Origin of the sequence: Saccharothrix sabaoui (assembly GCF_051756985.1) — a bacterium.
Lineage (GTDB): Bacteria > Actinomycetota > Actinomycetes > Mycobacteriales > Pseudonocardiaceae > Actinosynnema.
Genome location: NZ_JBPKJK010000068.1, coordinates 1 through 14,243 on the forward strand (window position 1 = coordinate 1; position 14,243 = coordinate 14,243).

The 14,243-nt window shown below is 74.6% G+C and carries 18 protein-coding genes; 3 read left to right on the plus strand and 15 right to left on the minus strand.

Annotated features, from left to right (window positions below; translation table 11 throughout):
- On the minus strand, positions 1 to 806 hold an 806-nt coding region (locus ACR807_RS21600; RefSeq protein WP_438923185.1), incomplete at its 3' end, for an SDR family oxidoreductase.
- An 85-nt stretch (positions 807 to 891) separates the two neighbouring features.
- Between ACR807_RS21600 and ACR807_RS21605 the strand changes: the two genes are divergently transcribed.
- Positions 892 to 2,064 carry a zinc-dependent alcohol dehydrogenase gene (locus ACR807_RS21605; protein ID WP_438923186.1) on the plus strand — a complete coding sequence of 391 codons (1,173 nt, stop codon included), beginning with the start codon at positions 892 to 894 and terminating at the stop codon, positions 2,062 to 2,064.
- 470 nt (positions 2,065 to 2,534) lie between these two features.
- Here the strand turns inward: ACR807_RS21605 and ACR807_RS21610 are convergent, their stop codons facing one another.
- The 9 genes from ACR807_RS21610 to ACR807_RS21650 form a co-directional block, all read right to left on the minus strand.
- A complete protein-coding gene (locus ACR807_RS21610) occupies positions 2,535 to 3,044 on the minus strand; it encodes a DUF6328 family protein (RefSeq protein ID WP_438923187.1) in 510 nt (169 codons plus the stop codon).
- A gap of 29 nt (positions 3,045 to 3,073) precedes the next feature.
- The gene (locus tag ACR807_RS21615) at positions 3,074 to 3,259 is read right to left on the minus strand and encodes a hypothetical protein (RefSeq protein WP_438923188.1); all 186 of its coding nucleotides are present in this window, start codon (positions 3,257 to 3,259) and stop codon (positions 3,074 to 3,076) included.
- Between the two features lie 106 nt (positions 3,260 to 3,365).
- The gene (locus ACR807_RS21620; RefSeq protein WP_438923189.1) at positions 3,366 to 4,049 is read right to left on the minus strand and encodes an SDR family oxidoreductase; all 684 of its coding nucleotides are present in this window, start codon (positions 4,047 to 4,049) and stop codon (positions 3,366 to 3,368) included.
- A complete protein-coding gene (gene rfaE2, locus ACR807_RS21625) occupies positions 4,049 to 5,467 on the minus strand; it encodes a D-glycero-beta-D-manno-heptose 1-phosphate adenylyltransferase (protein ID WP_438923190.1) in 1,419 nt (472 codons plus the stop codon). Before rfaE2 ends, ACR807_RS21620 begins: the two co-directional genes overlap by 1 nt.
- Positions 5,464 to 6,039 (minus strand): D-sedoheptulose-7-phosphate isomerase, encoded by a 576-nt coding sequence (locus ACR807_RS21630; RefSeq protein ID WP_438923191.1) that lies wholly within the window; start codon positions 6,037 to 6,039, stop codon positions 5,464 to 5,466. The genes rfaE2 and ACR807_RS21630 overlap by 4 nt, the downstream gene beginning before the upstream one ends.
- Positions 6,036 to 7,283 carry a glycosyltransferase gene (locus ACR807_RS21635; protein WP_438923192.1) on the minus strand — a complete coding sequence of 416 codons (1,248 nt, stop codon included), beginning with the start codon at positions 7,281 to 7,283 and terminating at the stop codon, positions 6,036 to 6,038. Before ACR807_RS21635 ends, ACR807_RS21630 begins: the two co-directional genes overlap by 4 nt.
- Positions 7,280 to 8,158 carry a glycosyltransferase gene (locus ACR807_RS21640; protein WP_438923193.1) on the minus strand — a complete coding sequence of 293 codons (879 nt, stop codon included), beginning with the start codon at positions 8,156 to 8,158 and terminating at the stop codon, positions 7,280 to 7,282. Before ACR807_RS21640 ends, ACR807_RS21635 begins: the two co-directional genes overlap by 4 nt.
- Complete coding sequence (locus tag ACR807_RS21645) at positions 8,155 to 9,147, minus strand: glycosyltransferase family 9 protein (RefSeq protein ID WP_438923194.1); 993 nt, start codon at positions 9,145 to 9,147, stop codon at positions 8,155 to 8,157. The genes ACR807_RS21640 and ACR807_RS21645 overlap by 4 nt, the downstream gene beginning before the upstream one ends.
- Positions 9,144 to 9,659, minus strand: a complete 516-nt coding sequence (locus ACR807_RS21650) for a D-glycero-alpha-D-manno-heptose-1,7-bisphosphate 7-phosphatase (protein ID WP_438923195.1) — start codon at positions 9,657 to 9,659, stop codon at positions 9,144 to 9,146. The genes ACR807_RS21645 and ACR807_RS21650 overlap by 4 nt, the downstream gene beginning before the upstream one ends.
- A gap of 150 nt (positions 9,660 to 9,809) precedes the next feature.
- On the opposite strand from ACR807_RS21650, the gene ACR807_RS21655 reads away from it, so the two are divergent.
- Positions 9,810 to 10,328 carry an SRPBCC family protein gene (locus ACR807_RS21655; protein WP_438923196.1) on the plus strand — a complete coding sequence of 173 codons (519 nt, stop codon included), beginning with the start codon at positions 9,810 to 9,812 and terminating at the stop codon, positions 10,326 to 10,328.
- A 274-nt stretch (positions 10,329 to 10,602) separates the two neighbouring features.
- On the opposite strand, the gene ACR807_RS21660 is transcribed toward ACR807_RS21655, so the two are convergent.
- Genes ACR807_RS21660 through ACR807_RS21675 form a run of 4 tightly spaced genes read right to left on the minus strand, consistent with a single transcriptional unit; the run spans position 10,603 to position 12,665 of the window.
- Positions 10,603 to 11,109, minus strand: a complete 507-nt coding sequence (locus tag ACR807_RS21660) for a hypothetical protein (RefSeq protein ID WP_438923197.1) — start codon at positions 11,107 to 11,109, stop codon at positions 10,603 to 10,605.
- A 4-nt stretch (positions 11,110 to 11,113) separates the two neighbouring features.
- Entirely contained in the window at positions 11,114 to 11,842 is a 729-nt protein-coding gene (locus ACR807_RS21665; protein ID WP_438923198.1) for a metallophosphoesterase family protein, read from the minus strand.
- Positions 11,839 to 12,093 carry a BON domain-containing protein gene (locus tag ACR807_RS21670; RefSeq protein WP_438923199.1) on the minus strand — a complete coding sequence of 85 codons (255 nt, stop codon included), beginning with the start codon at positions 12,091 to 12,093 and terminating at the stop codon, positions 11,839 to 11,841. The genes ACR807_RS21665 and ACR807_RS21670 overlap by 4 nt, the downstream gene beginning before the upstream one ends.
- Positions 12,093 to 12,665, minus strand: a complete 573-nt coding sequence (locus tag ACR807_RS21675; protein WP_438923200.1) for a nucleotidyltransferase family protein — start codon at positions 12,663 to 12,665, stop codon at positions 12,093 to 12,095. The genes ACR807_RS21670 and ACR807_RS21675 overlap by 1 nt, the downstream gene beginning before the upstream one ends.
- A 61-nt stretch (positions 12,666 to 12,726) precedes the next feature.
- Here ACR807_RS21675 and ACR807_RS21680 point away from each other — a divergent pair, with 61 nt between their 5' ends.
- Entirely contained in the window at positions 12,727 to 13,005 is a 279-nt protein-coding gene (locus tag ACR807_RS21680; protein ID WP_438923201.1) for a DUF6480 family protein, read from the plus strand.
- 227 nt (positions 13,006 to 13,232) lie between these two features.
- Here the strand turns inward: ACR807_RS21680 and ACR807_RS21685 are convergent, their stop codons facing one another.
- Entirely contained in the window at positions 13,233 to 14,240 is a 1,008-nt protein-coding gene (locus tag ACR807_RS21685; protein ID WP_438923202.1) for an NAD-dependent epimerase/dehydratase family protein, read from the minus strand.
- Positions 14,241 to 14,243 lie beyond the last annotated feature (3 nt).

Here is a 14,243-nt window from a genome sequence, read left to right on the forward strand (position 1 = left end):
CCGTGGTCGCCGAGCAGCGGGCTGGCCTGCGGGCCCATCAGCGTCATGCCGCCGTCGACCACGAACGACGCCCCGGTCACGTAGCCGGCCGCCGGGGTGGCCAGGAAGGCCACCACCGCCGCGACCTCGGCCGCGTGGCCGGGGCGGCCCAGCGGCACACCGGGCCGCGACTGCTCACGCGGGTCCACGTCCTCCTGGCCGGTCATCGGCGTGGAGATCTCGCCCGGCGCCACCGAGTTCACCGTGATGGCGTGCTCGGACAGCTCCAGCGCCAGCACCTTCGTCAGCGCGCCCAGGCCGGCCTTCGCCGCGCAGTACGGCGCCGCGCCCACCCGCGGCTGGTGCTCGTGCACCGACGTGATGTTGATGATCCGGCCGCCGTTGCCCGCGGCGATCATGCGCCGGGCGGCGCGCTGGGCGCACAGGAACGCGGCGTCGAGGTCGACGGCCAGCACCGAGCGCCACGTGGCGAGGTCCATGTCCAGTGCCTTCTGCGCGCTGCCGGTCCCCGCGCAGTTCACCAGCACGTCGACGCCGCCCAGCTCGTCGGCGAGTTCGTCCACGACGTCGGCGGCGGCGGGCAGGTCGGCCAGGTCGACCTGTCGCACGGCCGCCCGCGCGCCGCGGTCGCGCACCTGCGCCGCCGTGTCCTCGGCGCCCTCGGCGTCCTGGTGGAACGTGATGCCGACGTCCACGCCGCCGCCCGCGAGGGCCACCGCGATCGCCTTGCCGATGCCGGAGTCGGCGCCGGTCACCACCGCTCGCAGCGGCGTGCCGGCGCGGTCCTGGGGAAGAGGTGCCTCCATGGCCGCGCGGGTACCCCCGTCCGTGTTTGCCACACGCCGCCGGGGGAACGCCTCGGGGGACCGCAGCGGGCCGAGAGGAGCACCGATGAAGGCCGTCACCTGGCACGGCAAGCGGGACGTGCGCGTGGACACCGTGCCCGACCCGGAGCTGAAGGAGCCCACCGACGTGGTCGTGCGGATCACCTCGACCGGGTTGTGCGGGTCAGACCTGCACCTGTACGAGGTGATGGGTCCCTTCCTGGACGTGGGCGACATCCTGGGGCACGAGCCGATGGGCGTGGTCGAGCAGGTGGGCCCGGAGGTCACCGCGGTCAAGCCCGGCGACCGGGTGGTGATCCCGTTCAACGTCTCCTGCGGCACGTGCTTCATGTGCTCGCAGGGGTTGCAGTCGCAGTGCGAGACGACGCAGGTGCGCGAGCAGGGGTCGGGCGCGGCGCTGTTCGGCTACACCAAGCTGTACGGGCAGGTGCCGGGCGGGCAGGCCGAGTACCTGCGGGTGCCGTTCGGCAACACGCTGCCGATCAAGGTGCCGGACGGCCCGCCGGACGACCGGTTCGTGTTCCTGTCCGACGTGCTGCCCACCGCGTGGCAGGCCGTCGAGTACGCGGACGCCCGCGACTCCCTGGTCGTGCTCGGCCTCGGGCCGATCGGCGACATGGCCACCCGCATCGCCCAGCACCGGGGCGTCGGCACCGTCATCGGCGTCGACCTGGTGCCCGAGCGGATGGAGCGGGCCCGCAAGCACGGCGTGACCGTGCTGAACGTGCGCGACAGCAACCTGGTCGACCACATCCGCGAGCTGACCGACGGGCGCGGCCCGGAGGCCGTGGTCGACGCGGTGGGCATGGAGGCGCACGGCGCGCCGGTCGCGAAGCTCGCCCACCAGGCGGTGGGGCTGCTGCCGGACGCCATCGCGGCGAAGTTCATGACGACCGCGGGCGTCGACCGGCTGCACGCGCTGCGGCTGGCCATCGACATCGTGCGGCGCGGCGGCACGATCTCGTTGTCCGGCGTGTACGGCGGCATGGCCGACCCGATGCCGATGCTGACGCTGTTCGACAAGCAGGTGCAGCTGCGCATGGGCCAGGCGAACGTGTGGCGCTGGGTGCCGGAGATCCTGCCGCTGCTGACCGACGACGACCCGCTGGGCGTGGACACCTTCGCCACGCACCACATGGCGCTGGACGAGGCGCCGCACGCGTACGAGATCTTCCAGAAGAAGCAGGACAACGCGATCAAGGTGCTCCTGAGGCCGTGACGCGGGGGTCGGCCGTGATCCGCGCGGTGCGCGCGCCGGCGGCGGTGCTCGCGGTGGCCGGGCTCGCGGTGGCCGGGTGCGGTTCGGGCAGCGAGGACCCGGTGGGGCGGGCCGTGGGCGAGTTCACGTCCGCGGTCGCCTCCGGCGACACCTCGCGCGCCTGCGGGCTGCTGACCGAACGGGCGCGCGAGGGGGTCGACCGCGCCGCGCTGGACCTCCCCGGCGGGGAGGTGCGCGAGGTGGAGGTGCGGGGCGACGCGGCCCGCGTGCGCGTCGGCGACGACGTGCTGTTCCTGCGCGAGTTGGCGGTGGGCCGGCGCGTGTCCGGGGCCGGCTGCCAGGCCCGCGGCGTCTACCTGCGCCAGCGGGGCTCGTCCCAGTCGAAGCCGGTGGGCAGCCCGCACACCGACACCGACGAATCGGGCCGCCCCCGCCGTCACCCGCTCCCCGTCGTCACCACTTCCCCGCTGTCACTCCCCGCGGTCCTCGTCGTCCTCGGGCTCGTCGTCCTCCGCCCCGGCCGAGTCGCGGTTGCGCTCCCGGATCGGGAGGAAGAACCACAGGCTGCCGAAGAGGAGCGCCGCGACGACGCCGAGCAGGATCGCCCACGGGCTGCCGATGATGACCTCGCCGAGCAGCAGCACGGTGCCGGTCATGGCGACCGCGAGGTTGGCCATGCCCCAGATGGCGAACCGGTTCGCGACCTCGATGACGTCCTCGCGCCTGCCTCGGCGGAAGAGGATGCGGTGCCAGGCGGCGGGGGCCGTGAGCAGCGCCACCGACAGGGCCGCGAACAGGATCGTGATCAGGTGCGTCACCCGGATGTAGGTGTCCGCGGACGCGTAGCGGTCGGTGAACGCGATGGACAGCAGGAAACCGAACAGGATCTGCACGCCTGCCTGCGCCACCCGCAGCTCCTGCAACAGCTCGTTCAGGTTGCGGGCAAGTCTTCGCTGGTGGGACTCTTCTGCCTGGCTCACGGCCACCACATACCCGTCGTCCGACACGGTTAACCCCGCATGGCGTGGCGGTGAACGGGGAACACCGGTCGGAAGTGGTCCGGCGTGGCGGGCAGCGGTTCGCCCGGCGGCGGTCCGCCCGGCAGCGGTCCACCCGGCGTCGTCGGCCGCAGCCGCGCGGGCTCCAGGACGCCCGCCGGGCCGGGACCGCCGATCGCGAGGGCCCGCGCGGTCACGATGCCCGCCGAGTCGAACGCGAACAGCCGGTGCGGCGGCTCCGACCCGTAGCGGGACCGGAACCGCCGCGGCAGGTCGATCGCCCGGCCGGTGCCCGGCCCGGGGCTACGGCCACGAACCCTCCTCCGCGTGGGCGACGACGAGTTCGCGCACCTCGCAGCCCTCGGGCTGGCGCAGGGCGAACACGATGGCGTCGGCCACCCGCTCGGGCGGGTTGAGCTTGCTGTCGTCCGGCGGCCGGTACTGCTCCTCGCGGTCGTCGAAGAACCTCGTGCGCATCCCACCGGGGATCACCAGCGTCACGCCGACGCGGCCGGCGGTCTCGGCGGCGAGCGCGCGGGTGAAGCCGACGACGCCGAACTTCGACGCGCAGTAGGCGGTGGCGTCGCTGACGGCCTTGATGCCGAGCGTGGACGCGATGGTCACCACCCGGCCGCCGTCGCCGAGCAGCGGCAGCGCCGCCCGCACCACGGCCGCGGTGCCGAGCAGGTTGACCATCACCACCCGCTCCCAGTCGGTCGCGGACACCTCGTCGAGCCTGCCGCACGCGTCGGTCCCGGCCGCCGTCACCACGGCCCGCAGGCCGCCGTTGCGCTCGGCGATGGCCTTCACGGCCCGTTCCGCCGCCCGGGTGTCCGACAGGTCGACCGACTCGAAGTCGGCGACCTCGGGCGACGACGGCGCGGCCTTGTCCAGCACGAGCGGCGTGCCGCCCAGCTCGTGGACCGCGTGCACGACGGCCGCGCCCAACCCGGACGCGCCGCCCGTCACCAGCACCTGACCCAGCATCAGCCCCTCCTCGACAGCATCTCGGTGGTGGACCGACCCCGGTGGTAGGGCACGACGACCGTGCGGCCGCCCCACCCGCGCACGAGGTCGGCTTCCGGCAGCGAGTCCTCGGTGTAGTCGCCGCCCTTGACCCAGACGTCCGGCCGGAGGTCGGCCAGCAGCCGCTCCGGCGTGTCGTCCTCGAACACCAGCACGTCGTCCACGCAGTCCAGCGCGCGCAGCACCTCGACCCGGTCCTGCTCGCGGGTGACCGGCCGGTCGGGGCCCTTGAGGCGGCGCACCGACGAGTCGGAGTTGAGGCACACGACCAGGCAGTCGCCCAGCGACCGGGCGGCGCGCAGCGTGCGCACGTGGCCCGCGTGCAGCAGGTCGAAGCAGCCGCCGGTGGCGACCACGACCCCGCCCCGGGCGCGCACCGCCTCGGCGACCGACACCCCGTCGGCCGGCGCCCCATCGGCAGGCACCCCTGAGGCAGGCGCCCCTGAGGCGAGCACCCCGGGGGGTCGCGAGCCGCCGACGCGCGCCGCGGGGATGCCGGCGGGTCCCGTCGAGGTCCCGGTCGCCCGCGCGGCGCGCTCGGCGAACCCGGCCGCGCCGCCGCGCGCCAGGAAGTCCGCCGACGCGGTGACCGCGCGCGCCACCGCCTCGTCCAGCGGCACGCCCGCCAGCAGCCCCGCCGCGGCGGTCACCGCGAACCGGTCCCCCGCGCCGCACGGGTCGGTCACCGCGACCCGGGGCGCGGGCACCGCGACCGGCGTGCCGCCGCCGTGCAGCAGGGCCCCGTCCGCGCCGCGCGTGACCACGACCGCCCTGGCCCGCCACCGCTCGCGCAGCGCCGCCGCGGCGTCCTCGGCGTCGGCGCACCCGCTGAACGCCCTGGCCTCGGCCTCGTTCGGCGTGACGAGCCGAGCGCCGGGCACCGGGGCCGGACCGCGCGGGTGCGGGTCCCACACCGCGGGGACGTCGGCCAGCGCGGCGCGCAGCCGCTCGTCGCGGACCAGACCGCGCCCGTAGTCGGAGACCAGCACGAGGTCGGCGGACCGCACCGCGTCCAGCATCTCGTCGGTGACCCGGTGCTCGCCGGGGCCGCCGCCCCGGTCGACGCGGGCGATCGAGTGCCCGTCGCAGCGCAGCCTCGTCTTCACCGGGGTGGCCGCGGTCGTCGGGCCGAGCACCGAGGGCACGCCGGCCAGCGCGTCGCGCAACCGGTGCCCGTCGGCGTCGTCGGCGACCGCGGCGACCAGCACCACGTCGAGCCCGTCACCGACCGCCAGGGCCGCCGCCAGGCCCGCCCCGCCGGGGCGCACGTGCTCGGCGGACACGTCCAGCACGGGCGCGGGCGCGTCCGGGCACAGCCGCTCCGCCGTGCCGACGACGTCCACGTCGAGCAGGCAGTCCCCGACGACGACCAGCCTCACGACGCGCTCCGCAGACCGGCGGGCAGCGCCGCCTCGAACGCCGCGCACAGCGCGTGCACGGCGACCAGCTGCGCCTCCTGCACGTTCGCGGGCTCGCCGGGCAGCGCCAGCACCTCGTCCACGGCGTCGGCCAGCGGGTTCGGCGCGGGGCCCGTCATCGCCCACACGTGGGCGCCCGCCTCGCGGGCCGCCGACACGGCCTCCAGCAGGTTCCGGCTGCGCCCGCTCGTGGACAGCAGCACCACCACGTCGTCGGGCCGGGCGTGCGCGGTGACCTGGCGGGCGAACACCTGGTCGTAGCCGTAGTCGTTGCCGATCGCGGTGACGCTGGAGGACTCCGCGCACAGCGCGATGGCGGAGAACGGCTTCCGGTCGTCCCGGAAGCGGCCGACCAGCTCGGCGGTCAGGTGCTGCGCCTCGGCCGCCGAGCCGCCGTTGCCCGCGGCGAGCAGCCGCCCGCCGTCGCCGAGCCGGCGCGCCAGGAGGCCGCCCCAGCGGGTCAGCCTCGGCGCCTGGGCGCGCAGCGCGGCCAGCGATCTCGCCAGCCCGTCCAGGTGCGTTTCCACGCTCATCGGGTTCCTCCCACGGCGACGGCGCGGCCCGCGGTGGTCCGACCCGTGGTCCGACCCGCGGTGGTCCGGTTCGCGGTCGCCCGCTCGTAGACGCGTTCGGTGTCCTCGGCGATCCGGTGCCAGGCGTACCGGGCGGCGACGCGGTCCGAGCCCGCGATGCCGAACGCCTCGCGGCGCGCCCGGTCGGCCAGCAGCGAGCGCAGCGCGCGGGCCAGCGCGAGCGGCTCCCTCGGCGGCACCAGCACGCCCGTCACGTTGTGCACGACGGTGTCGGTCAGGCCGCCCACCGCGCTGGCCACGACCGGCACGCCGCAGGCCATGGCCTCCAGCGGCACGATGCCGAACGGCTCGTACCAGGGCACGCACGCCACCACGTCGGCCGAGCGCAGCAGCGCGGGCATGTCGTCCCGCGACACCCGGCCGACCAGCCGCAGCCGGTCGCGCACGCCCATCCGGTCGGCGTGGTCGAGCAGCCGGCGCGCCTCGGGGTCGGAGGCGACGTCCGCCGGGCCGCCCGCCACGACCAGCTCGGCGTCGGGCAGCGAGCGCAGCGCGGTGATCAGGTCGGCGAAGCCCTTGCGCGGCACGAGCCGGCCGACCGACACGACCCGGTGCAGCCGGCCGCGCGCGGCGGCGGGCCCCTCCGGGTGGAAGCGCACCGGGTCCACGCCGCACGGGATGACCGCCACCTTCGACCGCTGCACGCCCATGCGGACCAGCTCGGCCACCTCGTCCTCGCAGGTCGCGGCGATGAGGTCGGCCTCGCGGCCGATCATCCGCTCGATGCCGATGCGCTGCGCCGGGCTGGTGTCGTCGGAGCCCTGGTGGCGGCGCTTGACCGTGCCCAGGGCGTGGTAGGTCTGCACGACCGGCACGTCCGCCCGGCGCGCGGCCGGCACCGACGCCAGGCCGGACATCCAGAAGTGGGCGTGCACGACGTCGGGGCGCCGCTCGGTCCAGCACCGCTCCAGGAACCGGGCGAACTCGCCCATGTGCGGCAGCAGCTCGTCCTTCGGCACGGCGCGCGCCGGTCCCGCCGGCACGTGCACCACCTCGTAGCCCTGCTCGGTGCGCACCCGCTCGGGCTGCCCCCGGTCGTCGCGGCGGGTGTAGACCTCCACGTCGTGCCCGAGCGCCACCAACTCGGCCGACAGCGCGGCGACGTGCACGTTCTGCCCGCCCGCGTCGACACCGCCCAGGGCGGCCAGGGGGTTGGCGTGCTCCGACACCATCGCGATCCTCATCCGCTCACTCCTGTCAGCAACCGGTCCCAGGCCCCCAGGAAGGCGTCCAGTCCGTAGTGGGCCAGGGCGAACTCCCTGGCCTGCTTGCCCCGCTGCACGGCCAGCGCGGGGTCCGCGACCAGCTCCCGCAGGCCGCGCACCAGCTCCTCCACGTCGGTGGACACCACGCCCGCTTCGGGCGGCACGGCACGCACCACCTCCGTGCAGGCCAGCGCCACCACGGGCATCCCCAGGTGCATGGCCTCGATCAGCGACAGGCCCAGCGAGGTCCACCGCACGGGGTGCACGTAGGCGCGGCGGCGGGCCAGCTCGCGGTGCAGCGAGTCCAGGTCGTGGTCGCCGCGGCCCATCCCGCCGAGCTGCTCGGTGCCCATGCCGTACACGTCGAGCGGCGCGGCCTCGGCGAAGCGCGGCAGCAGGTCGGTGCCCACCACGCGCCCGCGCCGCACCGGCTCGTTCACCACGACGGCCGCGCGGGCCAGGTCGCCGGTGTAGCGGTGGCCGGGGTCGACGACGCCGTGCTCGATCACCACCGTGCGGGTGTCGCCGCAGTCCCACATGAGGTCGTTGAAGTGCGTGACCTGCACGATCGTGCCCGGCCAGTCCTTCAGCGGGTGCGGCTGGTTGGGGTGCTTGGGCGTGTTGTGCTCCAGGTACACGACGGGGACGCCGGTGGGCACCCAGCCGATCTCCTCGGGCCGTTGCAGCACGGCCACGTCGGCCTCCGCGTCGGCGACGTCGACCTCCCGCGCGGCGGGCCAGTCCCGGCCCGCGAGGCCGATGCCCCGCGGCGGGGCGGCTATCAGGTACTCGTGCCCGCCCCGGACGAACGCGTTCGTCCAGGACCCGTGCACGTGCCACAGCAGGATCTTCACGTCCGCACCCCCACCAGTTCGGAGACGGCGGCGACGACCCGGTCGGGCGTCACCGTGTTCAGGCACGGGTGCCCGGCGACCGGGCACTCGCGAGCGCGTGAGCCCCGGCACGGGGCGTGCTGGTCGCCCAGCAGGACGCGCCGGCCGTGCGGCGCCCAGCGGACGGCGGGCACGACCGGCGCGAACAGCGACACCACCGGCGTGCCGACGGCGGCGGCCAGGTGCGCCGGGCCGGTGTTGCCGACCACGACGGCGTCCGCCCCGGCCAGCACCCCGGCGAGCTGCGCGAACGTCGTGCGACCGCCGAGGTCGACGCCGTGGTCGCCGGCGACGTGCCTGGTCAGCTCGGTCTCCTTGGGCCCGCCCGTGACCAGCACCCGGTGCCCGGCGGCGGCGAGGGCGGCGACCGCCCCGGCGCACCGGTCCGGCGACCAGGCGCGGGCGGGCACGGACGCGCCGGGGTGCACCACCACGTACGGGCCGACCTGGTCGGTCTCCGGCGGGGGCTTCACGGCGAGCCGGCCGTCGTCGCCCGGCGGCAGCTCGAAGCCGGCGGCGCGGGCGACCTCCAGCGCGCGTTCGGCCTCCGGGACGTCCGGGTCGTCGCGCAGCCTGACATCCACCAGGGAGCCGGGGTAGTCGATCGACCGGGCGACGACCTTCGGCACGCCGGCGAGCTTGAGCAGCAGCGCGAGCGGCAGCGGGCTCTGGTGGAACGAGGTGAGGACCAGCGCCACGTCGGCGCGGACGCCCTTGAGCAGCGCCACCACACCCTCCACGTCCGGTGTGCGCACCTCGGGCGCGGGCGCGGCGATCCACGGGCAGTCCCAGCGCACGACCCGGTCGACGCCCGGCAGCAGCTCGGCGGCCTGCGCGCCCGCGTGCCCGCACAGCAGCACGACCTCGCCCGCGTGCGCGGCGGCCCGGACGGCCGGCCCCGCGAGCAGCACGTCGCCGTCGCTGTCGAGCCTGGCCACGATCGTCCTCATAGGACCATCGCCAGGGCGCTGCGCAGGTCGGGCGCCGTGTGCGGCGCGCGGTCGACCTCGTCGGCCAGGGTCACGGGGGTGGGCACCATGATCGGCGTGACGCCGGCCGCCAGCGCGGCCTTCACGTCCGCCTCGATGTCGCCGATGAAGTAGGTGCGCTCCGGGCGCGCCCCCAGCGCCTCGCACGCCCTGATCAGCATGCCCGGCAACGGTTTGCGGCACGAGCACCCGTCCTCCGGGGCGTGCGGGCACAGCTGCCACGTGCCGAACCGGCCCAGCAGCACCTCGACGCGCGCGTTGACGGCGGCCACCTGCTCCTCGGTGATGAGGCCGCGCCCGACACCGGACTGGTTGCTCACCACGCCCGTGCGCACGCCGTGCGCCCTGAGCAGGCACAGCACCTCGCGGGCACCGGGCATCGGCTCGACCTTCGCGGGGTCGCCGTTGTAGGGCACGTCCTTGATGAGCGTGCCGTCGCGGTCGAACAGAACCGCGTCGGGGTACTGGTCCACAGAGGAGAGTTAGCCGGCGAGGAGCGAACCAAACGCGTGACGGTGAAGCGCTACTCACAGTCACCCCTACGGGAGCGGCCATGTGTGAGAAGCCCGCGCGGGGGTAACCAGTGCTCGAACTCGTTTCACCTACGAGAGGGTGCAAGCACAGTGACGACGATCGAGAAGTCCGTGGACGTCGAGGTCCCGGTCACGACCGCCTACAACCAGTGGACGCAGTTCGAGTCGTTCCCGCGGTTCATGGAGGGTGTCGAGAGCATCACCCAGGTGACGCCCACCCGCACCCACTGGGTGACCAAGATCGGTGGTGTCACCCGTGAGTTCGACGCGGAGATCACCGAGCAGCACCCGGACGAGCGGGTCGCGTGGCACACCGTGGACGGCCCGCCGCAGGGCGGCGTGGTGACCTTCCACCGCATCGACGACCGGCACACCCGGGTCCACGTGCAGATGGAGTACGACCCCCAGACGCTGGTCGAGAAGGCCGGCTCCGCGCTGGGCGTGGTGGAGCACCGCGTGACCGGCGACCTGGGCCGCTTCAAGGAGTTCATCGAGGGCCGCGGCTCCGAGACCGGTGCGTGGCGAGGTGACGTCGCGCGCCCGCCGCAGGCCGGGGAGACGCGCCACGACCTCCCCGACGGCGGCCGCCCCGGCGACCCGCTGCGATGAGCGGCAGAGCGGTCCCGCCGCAGCGGAGGGGCGGGTCTTCTCCCCCGATCCCGTCGCCGAGGCCACCGCTCGAAGTGCGCTGACCGACGTTCGAGGCCCCGCGGACACCACGTCCGCGGGGCTTCGTCGCGTCTGCACGTTCCCGCTCTGCACGTTCCCGCTTCGGGGCGTACACGCCGAGGGCCCGCGAACCGTGAACGTCGTAGGGCCCGCGAACCGTGAGTGGTCCGCGGGCCCTACGACGTCACACGATCAGCTATCCGATGTCACGCGATCAGTTGTCAGACAACCGGGTGAACAGCGACCGGACCGACTGACGCAGTGCCGACGCTGCGTCACCGAGCAGCGAGGGCGGCGCCTGCGCGTCGCCGGTAGCCGGGGTCCCGACCGGCTCGATGCCGTGGTCGAGCAGCTCGCGCAGCACCTCCAGCACGACCTCCGGGTGCCCGAGCGGCACTGGGGCGGCGAAGGTCTGCACCGAGCTGATGAAGCCCTCGTGCCGCTTCACCAGCTCCCCCACGTCCGCGCCGGCCGCCGCGCCCGCCACGAGGTGCACCGGCACGTCGCGGCCCTCGAACTCGCGCAGCACCTCGTCCACCTCGCCCTCGGCGGACGCGGGCAGCCTGCACCACATCACCTGGAGGTACTCGGTCAACGGCCGCCACGTGGCGGGCAGGTCGCCGTGGATGCCCACGCCGGACGGGTCGAGCACCACCACGGCCGGGGCGTCGGCGGGACCCGCCCACACCACGGACGGGCCTTCGGTCCTGGTTTCCTCCATGGGTCTACACCTCCACCACGGCGGGTTCCACGCAGTACACGGTGTATGCCTGCCGGAGGATGGGTTGTGCCACGTTCCGCACGCGCACGCCGCCCGGCGTCATCCCGTGCTCGGTGCCGAAGTGCGCGTGCCCGTGCACGGCGAGGTCCGTGCCGGTGGCGTCGATCGCCTCGCCCAGCAGGTACGAGCCGAGGAACGGGTAGATCTCCGGCGGCTCGCCGCGCAGCGTGTCGGGCACCGGCGCGAAGTGCGTCAGCGCGACCTTGACGTCCGTGTCGAGGCTGCCCAGCGCGGACCGCAGCGAGTCGGCGATGCCGCTCGTGTGGTTGATGAACGCCTTCATCTCGGGTTCGCCGAACGCGCTGCCGCACTTGCCGGCGAACCCGCCGCCGAAGCCCTTGACCCCGGCGACGCCGAGCGAGTGGCCGTCCACCTGGAACGTCGCCGTCTCGCCCTCCAGCACGTGCAGGCCCGCGTCGCGCAGCACCTGCGTGATCTCGACGGGCTTGTCGCCGTGGTAGTCGTGGTTGCCGAGCACCGCGACCACGGGCACGGGCAGGCCGCCGAACTCGTCGGCCACCACCCGCGCCTCCTCGACGGTGCCGTGCCGGGTCAGGTCACCGGCCAGCAGCAGCACGTCGGCGCAGTCGCCCAGCTGCTCCAGCGCGGGCCTCATCCGCCCGCGCGCGTCCTCGCCCAGGTGCACGTCACCCACGGCGGCGATGCGGATCATCGCAGCTCCTCCCGGCCGGCCGGCGCGTCGACCGACACGACCTTCACGTCGTCGAGCACGGTCAACCCCGGGGCGACGTCGTGGATCACCGCCTCCAGGGCCTGGCGGCGGTCCGCGCTGGCCACCGTCCCGGACAGCATCACGTTGTCGCCGCGCACGGTGACCCGCACGCCCTGCTCCGTCGTGCGCGGGTCCTCGGCCAGCGCCCGGCGCAACCGGGCGGACAGGTACTGCTCGGGCTCTGCGGTCATCACGCGCTCCCGGTCAACGTCGTCGTGTGCAGCAGGTCGAGGCGTTCGACGAGCACCAGGAACGCCTCGGCGTACGGCGAGTGCTTCGTCGCCGACTGGACCTTCTGCCAGTCGATCTGCTCGCGCAGGGCCCGGGCGAACGGCAGCAGCTCGCTGAAGTCGCACCGGTGCCCGTCGAGCACGAGCAGCTTGCTGATCATCACCTCGGTCGCGGGCATCACCGGCAGCGACACGGAGCCCACGGCCAGGTCCTCCGCCCGGGACAGGGTCTCGTCGGTGACCGGGATCTCGTTCGGGCGGAACAGCAGGTCCACCAACGAGTCACCGTCGTACACCTTGAGCAACCAGTCCTCGGGCGGCGTGGCCGCGCGCATCCCCTCCGCCACCAGCGCGCTCACGGCCGGCTTGGCGTCCTCCTCGCGCACCAGGATGTCCACGTCGTGCTCCGTCGCGGGCCCTCCCCTCGCGTACACGGCGCACCCGCCCGTCAGGGCGAACGGGATGCCCTGTGCGCGCAGGGCCTTGGCCACCTTGGTCAACGTCCGCAGCAACTCGTCTTGGACACCGCTCATGCGGGTGGACTACCCCTCGTGGTGGTGGTTCACACGGGTGGCGCGGGGTAGTCCGGGCGGTATGACCGGCACACCGCACGACCCCGACACCTCGCGCACCCCGGGCGGCGCGCCGCCGCCCCACCCCGAGCCCGATCGCACGCCCGGCCTGGAGCCCGGCGGCGGTGTGCCCCCGGGCGAGACGCCGCCCGACGCCGGCCAGACGTCCGGCCTGTCCCACCCGCAGCCGATGCCGTCGCGGCGCGGGCCGGTCATCACCCTGGTGCTGGTGGTCGTCCTGACCGCCCTGGTCCTGGCCTTCATCGTGGCCGAGATCATGGGCTGGTCAAAAACCTTCTAACCCCCGAGAGTCCAACGCCCAGGCCCCGAGAGTCCAACGCTCAAGACCCGAGAGTCCAACGCTCAAGACCCGAGAGTCCAACGCCCAGGCCCCCTGAGTTCTACGTTCAGGACCGTCCGGGCACGCGGCTCGTGGGCCTGAGTGCAGAACTCAGGGGGCCTGGAGGTTGGACTCTCGGGTCTTGAGGGTTGGACTCTCGGGGTCTGGGGGTTGGACTCTCGCGGGGGTCAGGGGCGGAGGGGTGGGCTGGCGGGGAGGCCGTCTTTGCGGGCCAGGCCGGTCAGGAGTTGGCGGAGGGCGTCGCGGGCGTCGTGGCGGGGTTGCCAGCCGAGGACCTCGCGGGCGCGGGTGGCGTCCAGGACGGGGGCGTTGAGGGCCAGGTCGACCCAGCCGTGGGAGGTGGGTTGCAGGCGGAGGTTCCAGGTCACCTTGGCGGCGGTGCGCAGGGCGGCCGGCGGGATCGGCACGTGCCGCGCGCCCAGGACGCCGGCCAGCACCTCCGGGGTGATCACCGGGTCGCAGACGACGTTGAACGCGCCGGGGTGGCGACCCAGCAGGACCCTGGTCACGGCGTCGGCCACGTCGTCGGCGTGCGCGAACTGGAGCACCATCCCGCGCGGCAGCGGCAGGACGGGCGTCCTGAGGCGGAACAGGGCGTGCGGCACGAGGAGGCCGAGGAAGTAGCGCTTGATCTCGGCGGCGGCCTCGGGCTGGAGGACCAGGCCGGGGCGGACCCGGCTCACGGTGAGCGCCGGGTGCTCCAGCTCGACCTGGTCGAGGAGGTGCTCCACGGCGGCCTTGTGGCGGCTGTAGTAGGAGGTGGGCACGCCGTCCGTCGGCCAGCTCTCGTCGACCGCGCGGTCCTTGGCGGCCGGTGAGTAGGCGCCGACCGACGACATGTGCACGAGGTGCGGCACGCCCGCCCCGGCGGCGGCGGTGAACACCCGGTCGCTGCCCGCGACGTTCGCCCGGTACAGGGCGCGCTCGTCGTGGCCGGGCTGGATGCGCCAGGCGAGGTGCACGACGGCGTCCGCGCCGCGCAGCACCTCGGTCAGCGGCACCTCCGCGCCCTCGCGGCTGAGGTCGAGCGGGGTCCACGCGACCCCGCGGTAGGCGTCCTCGTCACGGGGCGGGCGGCGGGAGACGCCGTGCACCGAGATGTCCGTTTCGCCCGCGAGCGCGCGGAGCAGGGCGGTGCCCAGATTGCCGGTGGCGCCGGTCACGACGATCCTCATGGG